The sequence below is a fragment of the Sphingomonas sp. 10B4 genome (genome assembly GCF_035019905.1).
Classification (GTDB): Bacteria; Pseudomonadota; Alphaproteobacteria; order Sphingomonadales; family Sphingomonadaceae; genus Sphingomonas; species Sphingomonas glacialis.
Genome location: NZ_JASJVC010000070.1, coordinates 1 through 17588, shown reverse-complemented (window position 1 = coordinate 17588; position 17588 = coordinate 1). Strand labels below are relative to the sequence as shown.

The window sequence follows — 17588 nt, the reverse complement described above, 5'->3', positions numbered from 1 at the left end:
GCGCCCGCCGGTCGGGCCCGATCACGTGCTGCGTGTCGGCGTGGATGCGCGGCTCGGCGACGGTACGCTGTACGAGGATGCCTATGCCGCGAGCGGGCTCGTCACGACGCGCCGCACGGCGGGCGGCGAGACCAGCACGCTCGGCGTTTTCGTCGAGGATGACTGGACGCTCGGGCGGCTCGTGCTGACTGCGGGTGTGCGTGGCGACCGCTGGACGATCACGCAAGGCTTCTTCCGCGAGGCGAATGCGGCGGGCGCGATCACCACGCAGGCACGCTACGGCGACCGCGACGGGTTCGAGGGGACGGGCCGCGCCGGGGCGCTGTTCCACGCGAGCGACGCGATCGCGCTGCGCACCGCGGCCTATACCGGTTTCCGGCTGCCGACGCTCAACGAGCTGTATCGCCCGTTCGTCGTCTTTCCGATTACGACGCAGGCGAATGCCGCGCTCGGGCTCGAGCGGTTGCGCGGGGTCGAGGGCGGGATCGACCTTACGCCCGTCGCCGGGGTGACGCTCGGCGTGACCGCTTTCTACAACCGGCTCGACAGCGCGATCGCGAACGTGACGATCGCGCCCAATGTCCGCCAGCGGCAGAATGTCGCTGCGATCGTCGCCAGGGGGATCGAGCTGACCGGGCATGCGGCGCACGGCGCGCTCTCGCTCGACGCGTCCTATGCGTATAGCGACAGCCGCGTTCGCGCATCGGGCACGCAGGCGCCGCTCGACGGCCTGATCCCGGCGCAGAGCCCGCGCCATACCGGCAGCGCGACGCTCGCCTGGGGCCGCAACGGCTTCGGCGCGTCGGCGACGGTGCGCTATGTCGGCGATCAGTTCGAGGACGATCTTCAGACCGGGCTGCTGCCCGCGGTGACGACGCTCGACGGGGTGATCACAATGCCGGTCGGCCACCGCGTGTCGCTCGTCGCGCGCGTGGAGAATGTGCTCGATGCGACCGTGCTGACGCGCAACGCGGGCGGCTCGATCGACCTCGGCACGCCGCGTACGCTGTGGATCGGCGTGCGGCTGCGTTGAGGCCTTTGCCGGGCGGCTTGCTCAGCGCGTACGGCTGTCGGGCTGACAATCGCCGTCGGGCAGGATCACCTCGCCGACGCCGTTATCGGCATAGTCGCCGGGATGGCGCTTGCGGTGGCGGACCGAGGCGAACAGCGACAGCGCGATGATCGCCGCGCCGATCAGCCCGGTGACGATCTCGGGCGTCTCGATGCGGATGCTGAGCAGCATGATCGTCGCGAGCGCGAGGATCGCGTAGAAGGCGCCGTGCTCGAGATAGCGGAACTCGGCGAGGTGGCCGCCATGGACGAGCGCAACGGTCATCGAGCGCACGAACATCGCGCCGATGCCGAGCCCGAGCGCGATCAGCACGATGTCGTTGGTGATCGCGAACGCGCCGATCACGCCGTCGAACGAGAAGCTCGCGTCGAGGAACTCGAGATAGATGAACGCCCCCAGCCCCGAGCGGACCACCGCCCCGGTCGCATGGTCGACATCGCCGCCGACGAGCGCGCCGATCCAGTGGACGCAGAAGAACGCCGCTACCCCGCAAAACGCCGCGATCAGGAAGGTCTGCCGCGGCGCGCCGGAAAGCACGAACGACAGGCCGATGATCACCACCGCGACGACGAGATAGGCCGCGAACGGCATCCGCGCGATGACGGCAAGCGGGCGCTCGATCCAAGACAGCCAGACATGCTCGCGATCGGGGTCGAAGAAGAACGACAGCCCGACGAGCAGCAGGAACGCGCCGCCGAACCCCGAAATCCCGATATGCGCGCCAGTGACGATCGCCTCGTAGCGCGCCTGGTCGACCACCGCGATCCGCGCCGCCTCCCACGGCGAGATCATCGCCGACACCGCGACGATCAGGATCGGGAAGACGATCCGCATCCCGAACACCGCGATCAGCACGCCCCAGGTGAGGAAGCGGCGTTGCCAGATCGGCGCCATGTCCTTGAGGATCGAGGCGTTGACGACGGCATTGTCGAGGCTGAGCGACGTCTCCATCGCGCCGAGCACCGCCGCGACGAAGACGAACTGGCCAGCAAGCTCGATCCCGCCGCCCTGCCAGAAGGCGAGCTTGCCCGCGAGCAGCAGGCAGACGATCGTGAACAGGATCGAGCCGTAGAAATTCTTCATCGCGCCCCGAGAGACGATTTGCGGCGGTTTTGCAACTGGTCTGCGCGACGTTCGGGAACGGCCAGCGCAATGGCTCCGCGTGAGTCAGCGGCATATCTTACAGCAGTCTTGGAAGATCGTGCCGCATTGCTTGGTGCCCGGTTGCAATCTTCGCGGCCGCTTCAAGCTGCGAACGTCGAGGCTTCGGCCAGAGTTTGATCGATCAGGCGATGACCGAACAGAAGGCTACCATGCACGTCGTCGGCGGGGTCAGGGAACGCATATTCCGCCTTCAAACGCCCTTCGGGATCCAAAGACCAGTGTCGATGATCGATGACCCTGGCGCCGGTAGCACTAATAAGGTCAATGACGACTCCTTCGAGCGCACGGAAGACGGACGGTATTGAGTTTGTATCAGCCGTAGGAGAGCGGCGCGGTGGAAGCGGACACAAGACCGTGCACCCCATGTCGATCAGATCTTTATAGAACTGGATAGCGCCCTCGATCATTGCGAGCGTCGCAAGTCGCGTGACGGCCTGGCTCAGGTGCCGCTCGCCACCGTGGGCAATCGAAAATTCGGACCAGATTTCAGCACGTGACAGATAATGGATGTTCATTCCGAACAGGCACAGAACTGGCCCCCGAAAGTCGCGAAGCGATGTGACGCCGGCTGCAGCGAGATACGTTTCGAACAGGGCTTGGTGCTCAGGCTTCCGAAAGCGGACTTCGTCCCCTATTCTGTCATGAAAACCGATGTTTACGTTACGACCACCGTCGATCATGCCGCCGTGCAGCATCAGTCCGCGGTCAAGCGCTGCAGCCTTGATGGCCAGAGCATGCGAATCGCCAATTAAGAACATCAGCGAGTCGCCCCGTACATTTCGAGCTTCGCATCATCACACAGCGCATCCGCCACTATCGATGCCCCTTCCGGTACATCGCGTTGGAGGTCGTGTTGTTCGGGATCGAGTGCCGCGAAGAAGTTTCGCATAACGAAATCGACGCCAACCGGATTTACGTTGCGCAAATTGGGCTCGAAGAACATGCTCCGAAAAGGAGCACCGGTGATCATTTCGTAAGATGGGAAATAGTCCACCGCGCCATTTGACGCCGCAAATTGTGCCGCAACAGCGCGCAACAGCGATTTTGAATGCGTCGTCGCCGCAAGTACGTGCCGTCCAGACGCGGTGGCCGTCAGTGGGACCGGAGAAACCGTGAGCAAGATCTTGATCGCAGGGTTCACCGTCGCGATCAGGTCGCGCGTAGCGACCAAGTCGTCGACCATTTCGGCGAAGCTCGCGTTGTGGAAATGGTGAAGACCCGGAGAGAAGCGGCCCGCAACGGTACCGGGGCACGACTGATAGTGATATCCATGCTCCCCGTTGACCCAGCCCTCGGTCAATCCAAGGGTGAATACGAGGACGTCGGCGGTTCTGAGGATAGCTGCGATACTGTGCAGCGTTGTGGCCCGCAATGCCATCATTTCTTCGGCGGAAGCGAAGCCGTTTGGTTCAATGCTCGGTCGGAAGGGGTCATAAATCCGCCCAGCGTAATCCCAATATTCGGTTGGCATCGCAGCCGGCCGGAGCGACCATTCAACCCATTGGCGCAACTGCCGCGTCGTATAGATGTTGCCCGTGCGCGCCGAGAACATCCCATAGCCGAATGTTGCTCTGAGGTGCGAAGGGAAGGTCGCAGGAGGTTGTTCAGCATCGACCCAGCAATAGTTTCGCGCGCGCAGTGCATTGCCGAAATGCTGGGCGAAGCACGAACCGAATGTTGCGATGCGCGTAGATGCACTTATCGGCCATCGCGGCGACCACAAGTCGGAAACGTCGAACGGCGATCTCCCGGAGATCGCAGTTCGCCAGAAGGCTTGATCGGGCAAAGCTTCGTAAGGATTGGCCATTCCACTCCCTTAACAGCCTGCGGCAATTGTAAGATATAGATCCAGGACAGTACTCATTGGATGAGGGGCTGTCCATCAATCGTGGTGCGCGATTTCGCTGCGAAAAGAGCGAGAGGGTCTGTACACGGGCGCGCGGTTGCTTCGAAACACGCCGGACGACCGCTACCGCCCCGCGAGTCGCGAGCCGAACACCGATAAATACAACGTTTTTTGGAAAATGGTCGGGGAGACAGGATTCGAACCTGCGACATCCTGCTCCCAAAGCAGGCGCGCTACCGGACTGCGCCACTCCCCGACGCTCGATGCGCTTAGGGGGGTGCGCCGAGAAGCGCAAGCGTCCTCGCAGATTTCCGTTCGCGCAGCCCGCGCGGCGTTTCCTAGCGCCGATACCCGAACCGGCTGCTTTCGAACGCCACCGTCGCTGCCGCCGAATCGCCCAGCGGGATCTGCGCGACGCCGTACAGCGAGCGCAGGCCGTTCGAGCCGACCATCGCGCCGACCTCGCCGTGGATGCCGAGCGTCTTGCGCTCCGCTTCGGGCATTTCGCCGCGCGCCGCGGCGGCGCTTTCGGGGGTGGCGTGGTCGAGGATCGCGCGGCGCTGTTCGTCGGTCAGCCGGATCGTGTCGGTCGAGGGCGCGGGCGCCGCCTGGGGCACGGGGACAGCCTGAGCAAACACCGCGACCGGCGCGCAGGCGAAGGCCGCCGCCAGCGCGAGACGGAGCACAGGTGCGGGACGAACGGCGTGCGGCGAAAGTATCATGGCGACTGTCTAATCCGATGAACCCGTCTCCAGCATGAACCGCGCGCCGATAATTGGCAACGCGCGCAGCGGCGCTTCGACCCGTCGCGCGCACGCGTGGCGCGCATTAGACATGGACCCCCCGCCCCCCTCGCATTAGGGCTGCACCGAAAACGTAACAATCAGGCAGAACACCGTGGGAAACGTAGCAGTAATCGGCGCCCAATGGGGCGATGAGGGCAAGGGCAAGATCGTCGACTGGCTCGCCGAGCGCGCCGATGTCGTCGTGCGCTTCCAGGGCGGGCACAATGCCGGCCATACGCTCGTCGTCGGCGAGAGCGTCTACAAGCTGTCGCTGCTGCCCTCGGGCATCGTGCGCGGTACGCCGTCGGTGATCGGCAATGGCGTGGTGCTCGATCCGTGGGCGCTGAAGGCCGAAGTCGAGAAGCTGCGCGGCCAGGGCGTGACGATCACCCCCGACACGCTGATGGTCTCGGACACCTGCGCGCTCATCCTGCCGTTCCACCGCGACCTCGACGGGCTGCGCGAGGACGCCTCGGGCGCCGGCAAGATCGGTACGACGCGGCGCGGTATTGGTCCGGCCTATGAAGACAAGGTCGGCCGCCGTGCGATCCGCGTGTGCGACCTCGCGCACCTCGACGCGCTCGACGCGCAGCTCGACCGCATCAGCGCGCATCACGACGCGCTGCGCGCGGGCTTCGGCGAGCCGCCGGTCGATCGCGTTGCTTTGGTCGAGGCGTTGCGCGAAATCGCGCCGTTCGTCCTGCCTTTCGCCAAGCCGACCTGGCGCAACCTCAACGCCGCGAAGGCCGCGGGCAAGCGGATCCTGTTCGAGGGCGCACAGGGCGTGCTGCTCGACGTCGACCATGGCACCTATCCGTTCGTCACCTCGTCGAACACGATTTCGGGCACCGCGGCGGGCGGCTCCGGCCTTGGGCCGAGCGCGGTCGGCTTCGTGCTGGGCATCGCCAAGGCCTATACGACGCGCGTCGGCTCGGGCCCCTTCCCGACCGAGCTCGAAGACGCGACCGGCGAAAAGCTTGGCGTCCGCGGACATGAGTTCGGCACCGTCACCGGGCGCAAGCGGCGCTGCGGCTGGTTTGATTCGGTGCTGGTGCGCCAGTCGGCCGCGGTCGGCGGGATCACCGGGATCGCGCTGACCAAGATCGACGTGCTCGACGGCTTCGACGAAGTGAAGATCTGCACTGGCTACCGCCTGCGCGGCGAGACGCTCGATTATTATCCCGCGCACGCCGCCGACCAGGCCGAGGTCGAGCCGATCTATGAGACGATGCCCGGCTGGCAGGAAACCACCGCGGGCGCGCGCAGCTGGGCGGACCTGCCGGCGCAAGCGATCAAATATATCCGCCGGATCGAAGAACTGATCCGCTGCCCGGTCGCGCTGGTCTCGACCAGCCCCGAGCGCGAGGACACGATCCTCGTGCGCGATCCCTTCTCCGACTGATGCACAAAAAACCCCGGCCGCGCTTGCGCGCGACCGGGGGCCGTGACGAACCGAAGGGGACCTCGATTACATCGGGCGCTTCTTCTTGGACTTGCTCTTCGTCGTGGTGGTCGTCGAGTCAGTCGGCGTCTGGGTCGACATGGTCGAATCGGTGGTGGACGTCGTGGTCGCGGTCGAGTCCGGCGTCGACGTGGCGGGGTCTGCGGTCGTTGGTGCAGGCGTGCCCGGGGTCATCGTGCTCGGCGCGGAGGTCATCGGATCAGAAGTCGACGGCGACGACGTGGTCGGCGCACCGGGCGATGCCGGCGTGGTCTGCGCGAGTGCTGCCGACGAGAGCGTCATTGCGGCAATTGCGGTAAGGGTTGCGATACGCATGGGTCTGTCCTTTTGAATGACGTGACCATCAAATGGGTCAGGCTTAAGAACGCGCTCCTCGGCAATTGGTCGCTCCACCTATCGCTCTAAAGCAACAATTTGCCTTCTTGTTACAGATGTCGATGCAAAGGACGCGACTTGATCGCGGTGTCTTTCGATATGCACCGCAGTGCCGCAGGACGTGTCGCGAAATGATCGCTCGCGCGTTTCAAGGGCCGCAGACGAATGCGGCGCGCCAGCGAACGCGGGGGATCTCCTGGAGCTTCGGCCCGCCCTTGCGGCTCGCGATCCCAGCTTGCGCTGGGATGAGCGGCTCGCTCGAACGAAACGCAACCGCGCCGCGCCGTCAGCCGACCTGCGCGCGGTGCATCAGCTTATGGTCGGCCAACACCAGGGCAACCATCGCCGCGACGACCGGCGCACCGCGAATCCCGACGCATGGATCGTGGCGGCCTTTGGTCATGATCTCGGTCGCCGCGCCGTCGCGGTCGATCGTCTCTACGGGGGTGAGGATCGAGGCGGTCGGCTTGAACGCGACGCGCAGCGTGATCGGCTGCCCGGTCGCGATTCCGCCGGCGATCCCGCCGGCATGGTTGGCGAGGAAGGCCGGGCCGTTGTCGCCGGGGCGCATCGCGTCGGCATTGTCCTCGCCGCGCAGCGTCGCCGCGGTGAAGCCGTCGCCGATCTCGACGCCCTTGACCGCGTTGATCCCCATGCAGGCGGCGGCGAGCTCGGCATCGAGCTTGGCATAGAGCGGCGCGCCCCAGCCGGCGGGCACGCCCGTCGCCGCGCAGCCGATCACCGCGCCGAGCGACGATCCGGCTTTCCGCGCGGTGTCGACCAGGCCTTCCCAGCGGGCTGCCGCGACCGGGTCGGGGCAGAAGAACGGGTTGCGGCCGATCTCGGCGGCGTCGAAATTGGCAGGGTCGATCGCATCGCCGCCGATCGCCTCGACCCAGGCGGTGATCGTCACCTCGGGGATCACCAGCCGCGCGACCGCGCCAGCGGCGACACGCGAGGCGGTCTCGCGCGCCGAGGAGCGCCCGCCGCCGCGATAATCGCGGAAACCGTATTTGGCGTCGTAGGCGTAATCGGCATGGCCGGGGCGATACGCCTTGGCGACGTCGCTATAATCCTTCGAGCGCTGGTCGACATTGTCGATCATCAGGCTGATCGGCGTGCCGGTGGTGCGCCCCTCGAACACGCCCGACAGGATGCGGACCTGGTCTGGCTCCTGCCGCTGCGTGGTGAAGCGCGAGGTGCCGGGGCGGCGCTGGTCGAGGAAGGGCTGGAGATCGCGCTCGGTGATCGCGATGCCGGGCGGGCAGCCATCGACGACGGCGCCGATCGCGGGGCCGTGGGACTCGCCCCAGGTGGTGAAGCGGAAGGCGTGGCCGAAGGTGTTGTAGCTCATGCGGCGTCGCGCGACGGACGCGTCATGTCCCTGCGCCCCGCCAGCAGACCATCGACCGAGATGTCTTCGTCCAGCGCATCCCAGTGCAAGCCGTAGGGGCTCAGCTCCACAGCCGCTCGTTGCTCGGGGGACGCGTGCAGGAGCCGCGGGAACCACGCCAGCGGGATGCCCAGCGTTCGACCGTCCTCGAGATCGACCCACATCGCATCGTCATCGAACCGGGCCGCCATCGGCCTAGGAGAAGTGTCCATTCCAAGCGTCCTCAATCTCATCGCGACGGGCTTCGATCAGTATCGCCAATTTTCGCAGGGCGCGAAAGTCCAGGCCTCGGCTGCGTGCGTGCCGGACGTTCGGACGCAGCCAGAATTTGGCTTCGCCGTCGGCATTGCGGGCATGGACGTGGGGAGGCTCTCGCGGGTCGCCTTCGTCGGAATAGAAGAAGAACCGAAATCCATCCTGCTTGAAGATGACCGGCACCGCCGGTTACGCCAGCGCGATGTCCGGCGCATCCTCCGCTTTCATGCCGATGACATGATAGCCCGCATCGACGTGATGCGTCTCGCCCGTCACGCCGCTCGCCAGGTCGCTGAGCAGGTACAGGCCAGCGCCGCCGACATCCTCGATCGTGACGTTGCGCTTCAACGGCGAGTTGAGCTCGTTCCATTTGAGGATCAGGCGGAAGTCGCCGATCCCGCTCGCCGCCAGCGTCTTGATCGGCCCGGCCGAGATCGCGTTGACGCGGATGTTGTCGCGGCCGAGATCGACCGCGAGATATTGCACGCTGGTTTCGAGCGCAGCCTTGGCCACGCCCATCACGTTGTAATGCGGGATCACCTTCTCGGCGCCGTAATAGCTCAAAGTCAGCAGAGAGCCGCCATTGGGCATCATCGCCGCCGCGCGCTTGCACACCGCGACGAACGAATAGACCGAGACGTTCATCGTCATCAGGAAATTGTCGAGGCTGGTGTCGACATAGCCGCCGCGCAGCTCGTTCTTGTCCGAAAAGCCGATCGCATGGACGACGAAGTCGATCGTCGGCCATTCCTTCGCCAGATCGGCAAAGGTCGCGTCGAGCGCGCCCATGTCCGACACGTCGCAATCGAACAGCCGCGCGACGCCCAATTGCTCGGCCAGCGGGCGCACGCGCTTTTCCATCGCCTCGCCCTGATAGCTGAAGGCGAGCTCCGCCCCCGCCTCGCTCAGCTTCTTCGCGATCCCCCAGGCGAGCGAACGATCATTGGCGAGCCCCATGATCAGCCCGCGCTTGCCTGCCATCAATTCCGTCACGCTATCACCGCCTCATTCGTTTCAGGCGTGCTCTCTACCCCGTGTTCGGTCGGTTCCGCCAGTGCTGCATTCAAATGCGCGCCGAACACGATGCCGAGGCCGACGAGAAAGAAGAACAGCAAGGCGATGATCACACCGGCCAGACTGCCATAGGTGAGATCGTAACTGCCCAGCCGCGACAGCACGACGGGCAGCAACGCGGTGATGCTGACCCACCAGACGGTGGTGAACAGCGCGCCGGGCCATTTCGGGCATTTGCTCAACCGGTATTTCGACGGGGTGACCGAGAAGAACAGCATGTACAGCGCGCCGAACATCACCACGCCGGGCACGATGCGCGACAGCCCGACCCAGCCCGCGATATTCTGCGCGAACGGCAGCAGCGTGTAGATGAAGCGCTCGACCGCGGTCATCAGCCCCTGGACGAGGAACGACAGCAAGGCGATCACGACCGAGGCGATGATGACGAGCATCGAGCTCAGCCGGTAATGCCAGAACGGCTTGGTCGAGACGACGCCGTAGGCGCGGCGGAAGATGTCGCGGATCGTCTCGACAAAGCTGCCGACCGACCACAAGGCGACGATTGCGCCGATCCACAGCAGCGATCCGGTGCGCGCGAGGAGGACGTCGTGGATCGGCTTTTCGAGCAGCTCGGCGACGTTGGCGGGCAACACGTGGAGGAACGAGGCGACCGCGCGCTGCGTCTCGGCGCTCTGGCCGATCAGCGAGGCGATCGCGGCGGCGAGGATGAAGAACGGGAACACCGTCAGCAACGCCAGATAGGCGAGATTGCCGGCGTGGATGAACCCGTCCGAAAACACGCCGATCAGCACGCGCCGCAGCACTTGCCAGGCGCGTGCCGGGAGCCGCACGGCGGGCGGAACATCGGACGGGGTGACACCCGCCTCGCCACGCACCGCGCGGACTTCGGGCGAGACGGGGGAAATCTGACTCAAGCTAAGCTCCGGCTAAAACGGTCAGACGTCCATCCCTGCCCGCGGGTTCCGTGCCGACTCGTCTTTCCAGCCCTCGGCGAACGCGATCAGCGCCGCGTCGTCGGCGGGGAGATCGATCATCAGCGTCACGAGCTGGTCGCCGCGCGTGCCATCCTTGCGATGAAAACCGCGGCCGCGCAGCCGCAGCGTCTTGCCCGAAGTCGATCCCTTGGGGACGGTCAGCATCACCGCGCCCTCGGCTGTCGGCACGCGGACGCTCGCGCCGAGCACCGCTTCGACCAGGCTCACCGGCAAGTCGAGCCGGACGTCGTCGCCGACGCGTTCGAAGAAGCGATGCGGCAGCACGGTGATCGTGACGATGCCGTCGCCATTGCCGCCCGGACCTGCCTGCCCCTTGCCGGCGAGCCGCATCTGCGCGCCGCTTTCGAGCCCGGCGGGGATCTTGAGGTCGATCGTCTTGCCGTCGCCGAGCGTGATGCGCTGCGGCTTGGCGGCGACCGCATCGATGAAGGGCACGTCGAGCTTGTAGAGGATGTTGCCGCCCTTGGGCTGCTCGCGCCGCCCGAAGCCGCCGAACCCGCCGGCAAAGCCGCCGCGCCCACCGCCGCCGCCGCCCGAGAACATATTTTCGAAGATGTCGCTCAAATCGGGCCCGTCGGCTTGAAAGCCGCCACCGCCCGGGCCGGGACGGAAGCCGCCGGGATTGCCTGCGCCAGCGCCGAAGCCGAACGGCGCGGCGGGGTTGCCGTCGCCGTCGATCTCGCCGCGGTCGAAGCGTGCGCGCTTGTCCTTGTCGTTGAGCAGATCATAGGCTTGCGTCACGGTGCTGAAGCGCTCGCTCGCCTTGGGATTGTCCTTGTTCTTGTCGGGATGCAGCTCCTTGGCGAGCTTGCGATACGCTTTCTTGATCTCGGCCTCGGACGCGGTCCGCGCCACGCCCAGCGTTGTGTATGGATCGGCCACAAAAGTCCCCGGTAGTCTGGAATAGGTTCAGTGCGGCCTATCTGGGGTATCGCCGCCTCGAGTGCAAACGCCGTTCGTTACGCCGCCGCCTCAAAGACGGGGGCGACATCGACGCTGACGTCCATCTTCTGCGCGCCCGAACCGAGCACGACGCCGTCGATCGGCGCGATCTCTCCATAATCGCGGCCGATCGCCATGACGATGTGATCGCCCGCCATCCAGATGCCGTTGGTCGGATCGACCCCGACCCAGCCGAGCTCGGGCCCGCACCACAGCAGCACCCAAGCGTGCGTCGCATCGGCGCCGACGAGCCGCGCCTGGCCAGGCGGCGGGATGGTGCGGATGTAGCCCGAGGCATAGGCCGCGGGCAGCCCGGCGGCGCGCAGGCCCGTGATCATGATCTGCGCGAAATCCTGGCAGACGCCGCCGCGCTTGAGGAACGCCTCGTGCGGGGTGGTATCGACCAAAGTCGCCTCGGCATCGAAGGCGAAATCGTGCTGGATCCGCTGCGCGAGGCCGATCGCGGCGTCGAGCGCGGGCCGATCGGGATGCAGATCCTGCGCGCACCAGTCGGCAATGTCGCGGTCGAGCGGGATCAACGGCGAGGGGAAGAGATAGGCGGCGGGGCCCGCCGGCGAGGGATCACGGCTGACGCGCGCCGCCGCCGCGATCTCGCGCAGCGGCGGCGATCCGTTCGATGGCATCGGCACCGGCCGGTCGATCTCGATCCGCGATACGCTCTCGATCATCAGATGCCGCACTGGCTGTTCGACCACCATCCGCATCACATTGGCGAGCCCCGCCTCGGCGCGCGCGGGCGCGACGCGGCCCGAGGGCGAGATCGTCAGGCGATAGTCGAGCAGATTTTGGCCCGACCAGTGGATCGGTTTGAGCCGCAGATTGCAGCGCGCGAACTTGACGCGCGCGCCGTAGTCGAAGCGTGTGACGTGGCGGATGTCGTAGATCATGGTGCGCCTTCACTCGCTGCGCGGTCTCCCCTCCCTGACAGGGAGGGGTTGGGGGTGGGTCGGCCTAATGCAGGCGTCGATCTCTCCACGGGCCAACCCACCCCCAGCCCCTCCCTTCCAGGGAGGGGAGGAAATGGGATCGCGCGCAGCCCCCTCACGCCAGTGTCATCCCGGCCGCGCGCAATGGCTCGGCGCCCTGCAGAAAATAGCGCCGTGCGATCGCTTCGGACAATTGGAACAGCCGCCGCTCGACATCGCCGAGAATGTCGGCGTCGAGCGCCGCCGCGGTCGCGGTCGAGACGATCGCGGTGAGCACGCTGCCCTGGACTTGCTGCGGCTCCTCCATCCCGTCATCCTCGAGCACGGGCAAGGCGGCGAGATGCTCGCAGATCCGGCAGATCTGGAAGGCGAGCGAGCGCGGATTGCCCGGATCGAGCGCGACAAGATCGACCACCGGCACGCGCGCGATCCCCGTCAGATAGCGCTGGCGATAGCTGATCTGACTGTCGGCGAGGTCGAGCAGCGTCGAGAGATCGTCGAGGCTCGCCTGCGCCATGCCGAACGCGCGCACCGCGCGCGTGACGCTCAGCGCGCGTTCGAGCCGGCGGCCGAGATCGTGGAAACGCCACGCCGCGGTCCGCCCCATATGTTCGGCCGACAATCCCGACAGCGCGGCATAGCGCCGCTGGAGTGATCCGGCGCGATCGAGCATCCCGCCCTTGTTGGGATAGGGCGCGTCGAGCAGCCGCACGACGTCGGCCGCAAGCCGATCGCGCGAGCCCTGCCCGATCCCGCGGGCAAGCCGGTTGATCGTCCGCACGCTATGCCAGCCGGCATCCTCCATCGCGGTGCGCGCAAACGCTGCGAGATCGCTCCGGCGCAGCGTCGCGGGATGCGGCGCACCACCGCCACTCACCACCAGCCCGACGAGCCGCCCGACCGTCTCCGCCGACAGTGCGGCACCGGCATCGGCATCGATCGAATTGCCGAGCATCACGCGGACGATACCGAGCAAGGCCTCGCCGCGCTCCAGATAGCGACCGAGCCAGAAGAAATTGTCGGCGACGCGGCTCGGTAAGGTGCCTGGGTTGCGACGGACATGGATCGTGTCGGCGGGCGGCAGCAGCGAGACGGGCGCGACCGTCTCGGCGCCGTGGATCGCGACATCGGCCGACCAGCACCCCTCGCCCATCACCGCGGCGCGCGGATCGGGATGTTCGGCGATCCGTGCGAACCCGCCCGGCAGCACTACCCAGCCGCCGTCCGCCCCGCGCGCCGCGAAGACGCGTAGCGTGAAAGGGCGCGCCGCGAGCCCGGCGTCGGTCACCACCGGCATCGTCGAGAGCCGGACGATTTCCTGCCCGACATAATCCTGCGGGCGGCGCGCCATATCGTCGAGCAAGGCGTCGCGGGCGGCGCCGGTGATATCGGCGCCGTGAAGCGCGATGCCACCGGGCAGCCCAAGCGGCGCGACGCCGAAGGCGGGGCCGATCAGCATCCGGTCGAAATCGTCCATCACCTCGTTGCGCGCACGGTCCTGCCCGCACCACCAGGTCGCGATATTGGGCAGGATCAGATCGGCGCCGAGCAGCCGCGTCGCGAGCGCGGGCAGGAACGCCCCGAACGCCGCCGATTCGAGCACGCCCGCGCCCGGCGCATTGGCGATCACGACATTGCCCGCCGCCGCCGCGTCGATCAGCCCGGCAACACCGATATGCGAGTGCGAATCGAACGCCAAAGGATCGAGCAGCCGCGGATCGATGCGGTGCCACAGCGCATCGACGCGCTTCATCCCGTCGATCGTGCGGATGTAGAGCTTGTCCTCGAGCGCGGCGAGATCGGCGCCTTCGACCAGCAGAAAGCCGAGATAGCGCGCGAGATGCGCTTGCTCGGCATAGCTTGCGCTATAGCGGCCGGGGGTGAGCAGCCCGATCCGCGGCTCGACACGGCGGCAGGCGGCGGCAAGGCCATCGCGGAACGCCGCGAAGAACGGCGCGTGGCGCTGGACGTTGAGCCGCGATTGCAGCCCGCCCAGGGTGCGCGCGATCGCCAGACGATTTTCCAACGCGTAGCCAGCGCCGGCCGGCGCACGCAGGTGATCGGCGAGCACGCGCCATTCGCCGGTCGGCCCGCGCCCGAGATCGACCGCGATGAAATGGAGGTGATGCCCGCCCGGCGGCACGAGCCCCGCCATCGGGCGCAGGAAGAACGGCGATCCGCCGACCAACGCCGCCGGGATCAGCCCGCGCGTGACGAGGCTTGCATCGCCGTAGAGATCCTCGATCACGCTCTCGAGCAGGTCGGCGCGCTGAACGATGCCGCGCTCGATCGTGCGCCATTCCTCGGCGTCGATCAGCAGCGGGACGGGCGAGAGCGGCCACGGGCGCTCCTCGCTTTCGCCGATGATGCGAAAGCCCGTGCCGATATCCTCGGCATGGCGCTGGACGCGCTCGCGCGCCTGGCCGAGATCGTCGCCCGCCACCGCGGCGAGTTCCTCGAACATCGCGCTCCACGCCGGATCGGGCGCGGTGCCGAGCACGTCGCCCTGGATCGCGCGGGCGCGATAGTCGGCGATCCAGCGCGCGGCATGCGTGGCGGGGTCGAGCAACGAAGGCGCGGAGGCCGTGGCCATCGAAATTTCTCAAATCCCCCAAAGAACGCGGCCGACAAGGCCACAATCGCTTCGCAGGTGCAACAGGCTAAGATCGATTACGATTACAGATCGGGCAGAACTTGGTCCGCAATGCCCCATCCCGCGAGATCGCGCGATCCGGCGCGCATGATCAATGCGGCGGCATCGCGCACGCCCCAGCGGCTCGCGGCGTCGATATCGCGCAGCTCGGACCACGACACGGGTGCCGCGACGGGCGCGCCGGCGCGGGCGCGCGCGACATAAGGCAGCACGGCGGTCGCGCCGCGCTGGTTGCGCAGCCAGTCGATGAAGATCCGCCCCTTGCGCTTGGCCTTCGACATCGTCGCGAGGAAGCGATCGGGCTCGGCCGCGCCGAGCGCGCGGGCGAAGCGTTCGGCGAAATCCTCGACCGCGGGCCATTGCGCCTGCGGCATGAGCGGCACGACGACGTGGACGCCCTTCCCGCCCGACAGCATCGCGAAGCTGACGAGGCCGAGTTCGGCGAGATGTTCCTTGAGGTCCGCCGCGGCTTTCTTGACGACATCGAAGCCGAGCTCTTCGTCGGGGTCGAGATCGAACACCATCCGATCGGGCTGTTCGAGGCTGCCGACCGACGAGCCCCAGCCGTGGAATTCGATCGTCCCCATCTGGACGCAGGCGACCAGACCGTCCGCGTCGTCGACGTAGAGATAGTCCTCGCTCGACCCGTCCTTCTCCGGGATCGGAACCTTGTGGACGTGGTCGCCTTTAAAGCTTCCCGCGTCGTGCTTCTGGAAGAAGCAGGCCTTTGCGCGGCCTTGCGGGCAGCGCACCAGGCTGATCGGGCGGCTGCCGGCGAAGGGCAGCATGATGCTGGAGACCTGCGCGTAATAATCGGCGAGCTCGCCCTTGGTGACGTTCGATTCGGGGAAGATCACGCGGTCGCGGTTGCTGACCTTGATGTGGGTCTCGGGGATGGCGGTCGCGGGCGTATCGACTGCCGCCGGCGTCTCGGCGACGACCTCGCTCGCGGCCTTGTCCTCGCGCAAACCAAGGAAGCTCGAATGGCGCAGCACGCCGTCGGGCGTGGTCTCGGCATAGGCGACTTCGGCGACGAGCTGCGGTTTGACCCAATGCGCCCCGCGAACCGCCGCTGGGGGAGCCTTCACCGTTGGTGTCTTGCGCTCGATCTTTTCGAGCCGTTCGCGCAATTCCATCATCAGGTCGGTGCTGAACCCGGTCCCGACCTTGCCGGCATAGATCAGCCCGTCGGGCCCGTTGAGGCCGAGCAGCAGCGAAGCAAACCCGCGCGATTTCGCGCTCGTCGTCCAGCCGACGATGACGAATTCCTGGCGCTGCGTGCACTTGATCTTGAGCCACGCCTGCGTCCGCTTGCCGCGATACGGCGCATCGGCGCGCTTCGACACGACGCCCTCATAGCCTTCGCGGCACATCGTCTCGAACAGTTGCTCGCCCTGGCCGATGATGTGCTGCGAATATTGGACGCGCGGGTCCTCGCCGTCGATCAGTGGCTCGAGCCGTTCCTTTCGCGCGGTGTTGGCGAGGCCGGTCAGGTCCTCGCCGTCGAGGTGGAGCAGGTCGAAGGCGAAGAAGGTCATTTCGCCGCCGCTCGAAATGGCGTTTTTGAGCGTCGAGAAATCGGGCTTGCCGTCCTTGAACGCGACGATTTCGCCGTCGAGCAAGGCGGTTTCCACGGGGAGCTTGGCGACGGCATCGGCGATGGCCTGGAATTTGTCGGTCCAGTCGAGGCCGGAGCGGGTGAAGACCTTGGCCTTGCCCTTGGCGACCGCGATCAGCGCGCGGTAGCCGTCATACTTCACCTCGTGCAGCCACTGATTTCCGGTCGGTACCGCATCGACCAAGGTGCACAGCTGCGGCTCCTGAAACACCGGCATCTTTCCGTCATCCCCGCGAACGCGGGGATCCCGCTTCTGGCCTGCGGTTGAAGACGAGCGCGACCCCCGCGTTCGCGGGGATGACGGGGTGGACTGTTTCGACGGTTTCTTGCCCTCGGCGATCTCCGCCATCGTGCGGCCGGTCGTCACACTCGTCAGCCCGGTCTCGACCAGCGTATCGGTCCCGCCCGCCTCGGCGTCGCCGACCTTGCGCAGCAGCCAGTTCTCGCCCTTCTCCTTGCCGCGCGGCTTGAGCCGGATCAGCATCCACTCGCCCTTCATCCGCTCGCCCTCGAGCACGAAGTGGAGGTGGCCCTGCTCGATATCCTTCGCGCTTTTGCCTGCGATCGGCGCCCAAGTGCCGCTGTCCCACTGCATCACCGTGCCGCCGCCATATTCGCCCTGCGGGATCGTGCCCTCGAAATCGGCATAGGACAGCGGATGGTCCTCGGTCCGGACCGCGAGCCGCTTCTGGTCGGGGTCGATGCTCGGCCCGCGCGTGACCGCCCAGCTCTTGAGCACGCCGTCGACCTCGAGGCGGAAGTCCCAATGGAGCCGCGACGCGTCATGCTTCTGGACGATGAAGCGGTTGCCGTGGCCGGGCGCGAGCGTTCCGGCGGGCTCGGCGGTCTTCGCGAAGTCGCGCTTGGCGTTGTATTTGGCGAGCGGGTCGGTGCTCATCCCTCCCCTCCCGCTTGCGAGTTCGAGGTCGACAGCGCCCCGCGTTGTCGAGGATGTGCCGGGGGCACATCCGACCCCGAACTGGGCTGGGGGTGGGCTCGCGCTATGCGCCGATGCTGATCGTGAGAGCTGTCTCTTATACACATCT

General features: G+C 66.6%; 16 protein-coding genes and 1 tRNA gene. 3 read left to right on the top strand and 14 right to left on the bottom strand.

Going from position 1 to position 17588, the window contains the following annotated elements:
* A partial coding sequence (locus QN347_RS15830) for a TonB-dependent receptor (protein WP_323494150.1) occupies positions 1-1033 on the top strand: 1033 nt, incomplete at its 5' end.
* A 21-nt stretch (positions 1034-1054) separates the two neighbouring features.
* Here the strand turns inward: QN347_RS15830 and QN347_RS15825 are convergent.
* The 5 genes from QN347_RS15825 to QN347_RS15805 all read right to left on the bottom strand — a co-directional run bounded on the left by QN347_RS15825 (position 1055) and on the right by QN347_RS15805 (position 4804).
* Complete coding sequence (locus QN347_RS15825) at positions 1055-2155, bottom strand: DUF475 domain-containing protein (RefSeq protein WP_322159651.1); 1101 nt, start codon at positions 2153-2155, stop codon at positions 1055-1057.
* Between the two features lie 161 nt (positions 2156-2316).
* The gene (locus QN347_RS15820) at positions 2317-2994 is read right to left on the bottom strand and encodes a hypothetical protein (RefSeq protein ID WP_322159652.1); all 678 of its coding nucleotides are present in this window, start codon (positions 2992-2994) and stop codon (positions 2317-2319) included.
* A complete protein-coding gene (locus tag QN347_RS15815; protein ID WP_322159654.1) occupies positions 2994-4043 on the bottom strand; it encodes a GSCFA domain-containing protein in 1050 nt (349 codons plus the stop codon). The genes QN347_RS15820 and QN347_RS15815 overlap by 1 nt, the downstream gene beginning before the upstream one ends.
* Before the next feature lie 218 nt (positions 4044-4261).
* Positions 4262-4338: transfer RNA gene (locus QN347_RS15810), tRNA-Pro, on the bottom strand.
* Between the two features lie 82 nt (positions 4339-4420).
* Positions 4421-4804 carry a hypothetical protein gene (locus QN347_RS15805; RefSeq protein ID WP_322159655.1) on the bottom strand — a complete coding sequence of 128 codons (384 nt, stop codon included), beginning with the start codon at positions 4802-4804 and terminating at the stop codon, positions 4421-4423.
* 175 nt (positions 4805-4979) lie between these two features.
* Between QN347_RS15805 and QN347_RS15800 the strand changes: the two genes are divergently transcribed.
* Both QN347_RS15800 and QN347_RS15795 read left to right on the top strand, forming a co-directional pair.
* Positions 4980-6269, top strand: coding sequence for an adenylosuccinate synthase (locus tag QN347_RS15800; protein WP_133187343.1), 1290 nt, complete (start codon positions 4980-4982; stop codon positions 6267-6269).
* An 85-nt stretch (positions 6270-6354) separates the two neighbouring features.
* Entirely contained in the window at positions 6355-6660 is a 306-nt protein-coding gene (locus QN347_RS15795) for a hypothetical protein (protein WP_322159658.1), read from the top strand.
* A 330-nt stretch (positions 6661-6990) separates the two neighbouring features.
* Here QN347_RS15795 and aroC read toward each other — a convergent pair whose 3' ends face one another.
* The 9 genes from aroC to ligD form a co-directional block, all read right to left on the bottom strand.
* A complete protein-coding gene (gene aroC / locus QN347_RS15790) occupies positions 6991-8058 on the bottom strand; it encodes a chorismate synthase (protein ID WP_322159659.1) in 1068 nt (355 codons plus the stop codon).
* Positions 8055-8309 (bottom strand): DUF2442 domain-containing protein, encoded by a 255-nt coding sequence (locus QN347_RS15785; RefSeq protein ID WP_133187337.1) that lies wholly within the window; start codon positions 8307-8309, stop codon positions 8055-8057. The genes aroC and QN347_RS15785 overlap by 4 nt, the downstream gene beginning before the upstream one ends.
* Entirely contained in the window at positions 8293-8535 is a 243-nt protein-coding gene (locus QN347_RS15780) for a DUF4160 domain-containing protein (protein WP_189676854.1), read from the bottom strand. Before QN347_RS15780 ends, QN347_RS15785 begins: the two co-directional genes overlap by 17 nt.
* Positions 8536-8541: 6 nt before the next feature.
* On the bottom strand, positions 8542-9345 hold the full coding sequence (fabI, locus tag QN347_RS15775) for an enoyl-ACP reductase FabI (protein WP_133187333.1): 804 nt from the start codon (positions 9343-9345) through the stop codon (positions 8542-8544).
* On the bottom strand, positions 9342-10301 hold the full coding sequence (locus tag QN347_RS15770) for a YihY/virulence factor BrkB family protein (protein ID WP_133187331.1): 960 nt from the start codon (positions 10299-10301) through the stop codon (positions 9342-9344). Before QN347_RS15770 ends, fabI begins: the two co-directional genes overlap by 4 nt.
* 21 nt (positions 10302-10322) lie before the next feature.
* Complete coding sequence (locus QN347_RS15765) at positions 10323-11264, bottom strand: DnaJ C-terminal domain-containing protein (protein WP_322159661.1); 942 nt, start codon at positions 11262-11264, stop codon at positions 10323-10325.
* Between the two features lie 77 nt (positions 11265-11341).
* The gene (locus QN347_RS15760; protein ID WP_322159663.1) at positions 11342-12232 is read right to left on the bottom strand and encodes a transglutaminase family protein; all 891 of its coding nucleotides are present in this window, start codon (positions 12230-12232) and stop codon (positions 11342-11344) included.
* Between the two features lie 154 nt (positions 12233-12386).
* Complete coding sequence (locus QN347_RS15755) at positions 12387-14864, bottom strand: circularly permuted type 2 ATP-grasp protein (protein ID WP_322159664.1); 2478 nt, start codon at positions 14862-14864, stop codon at positions 12387-12389.
* 83 nt (positions 14865-14947) lie between these two features.
* On the bottom strand, positions 14948-17440 hold the full coding sequence (gene ligD, locus QN347_RS15750; RefSeq protein WP_322159665.1) for a DNA ligase D: 2493 nt from the start codon (positions 17438-17440) through the stop codon (positions 14948-14950).
* Positions 17441-17588: the final 148 nt, after the last annotated feature.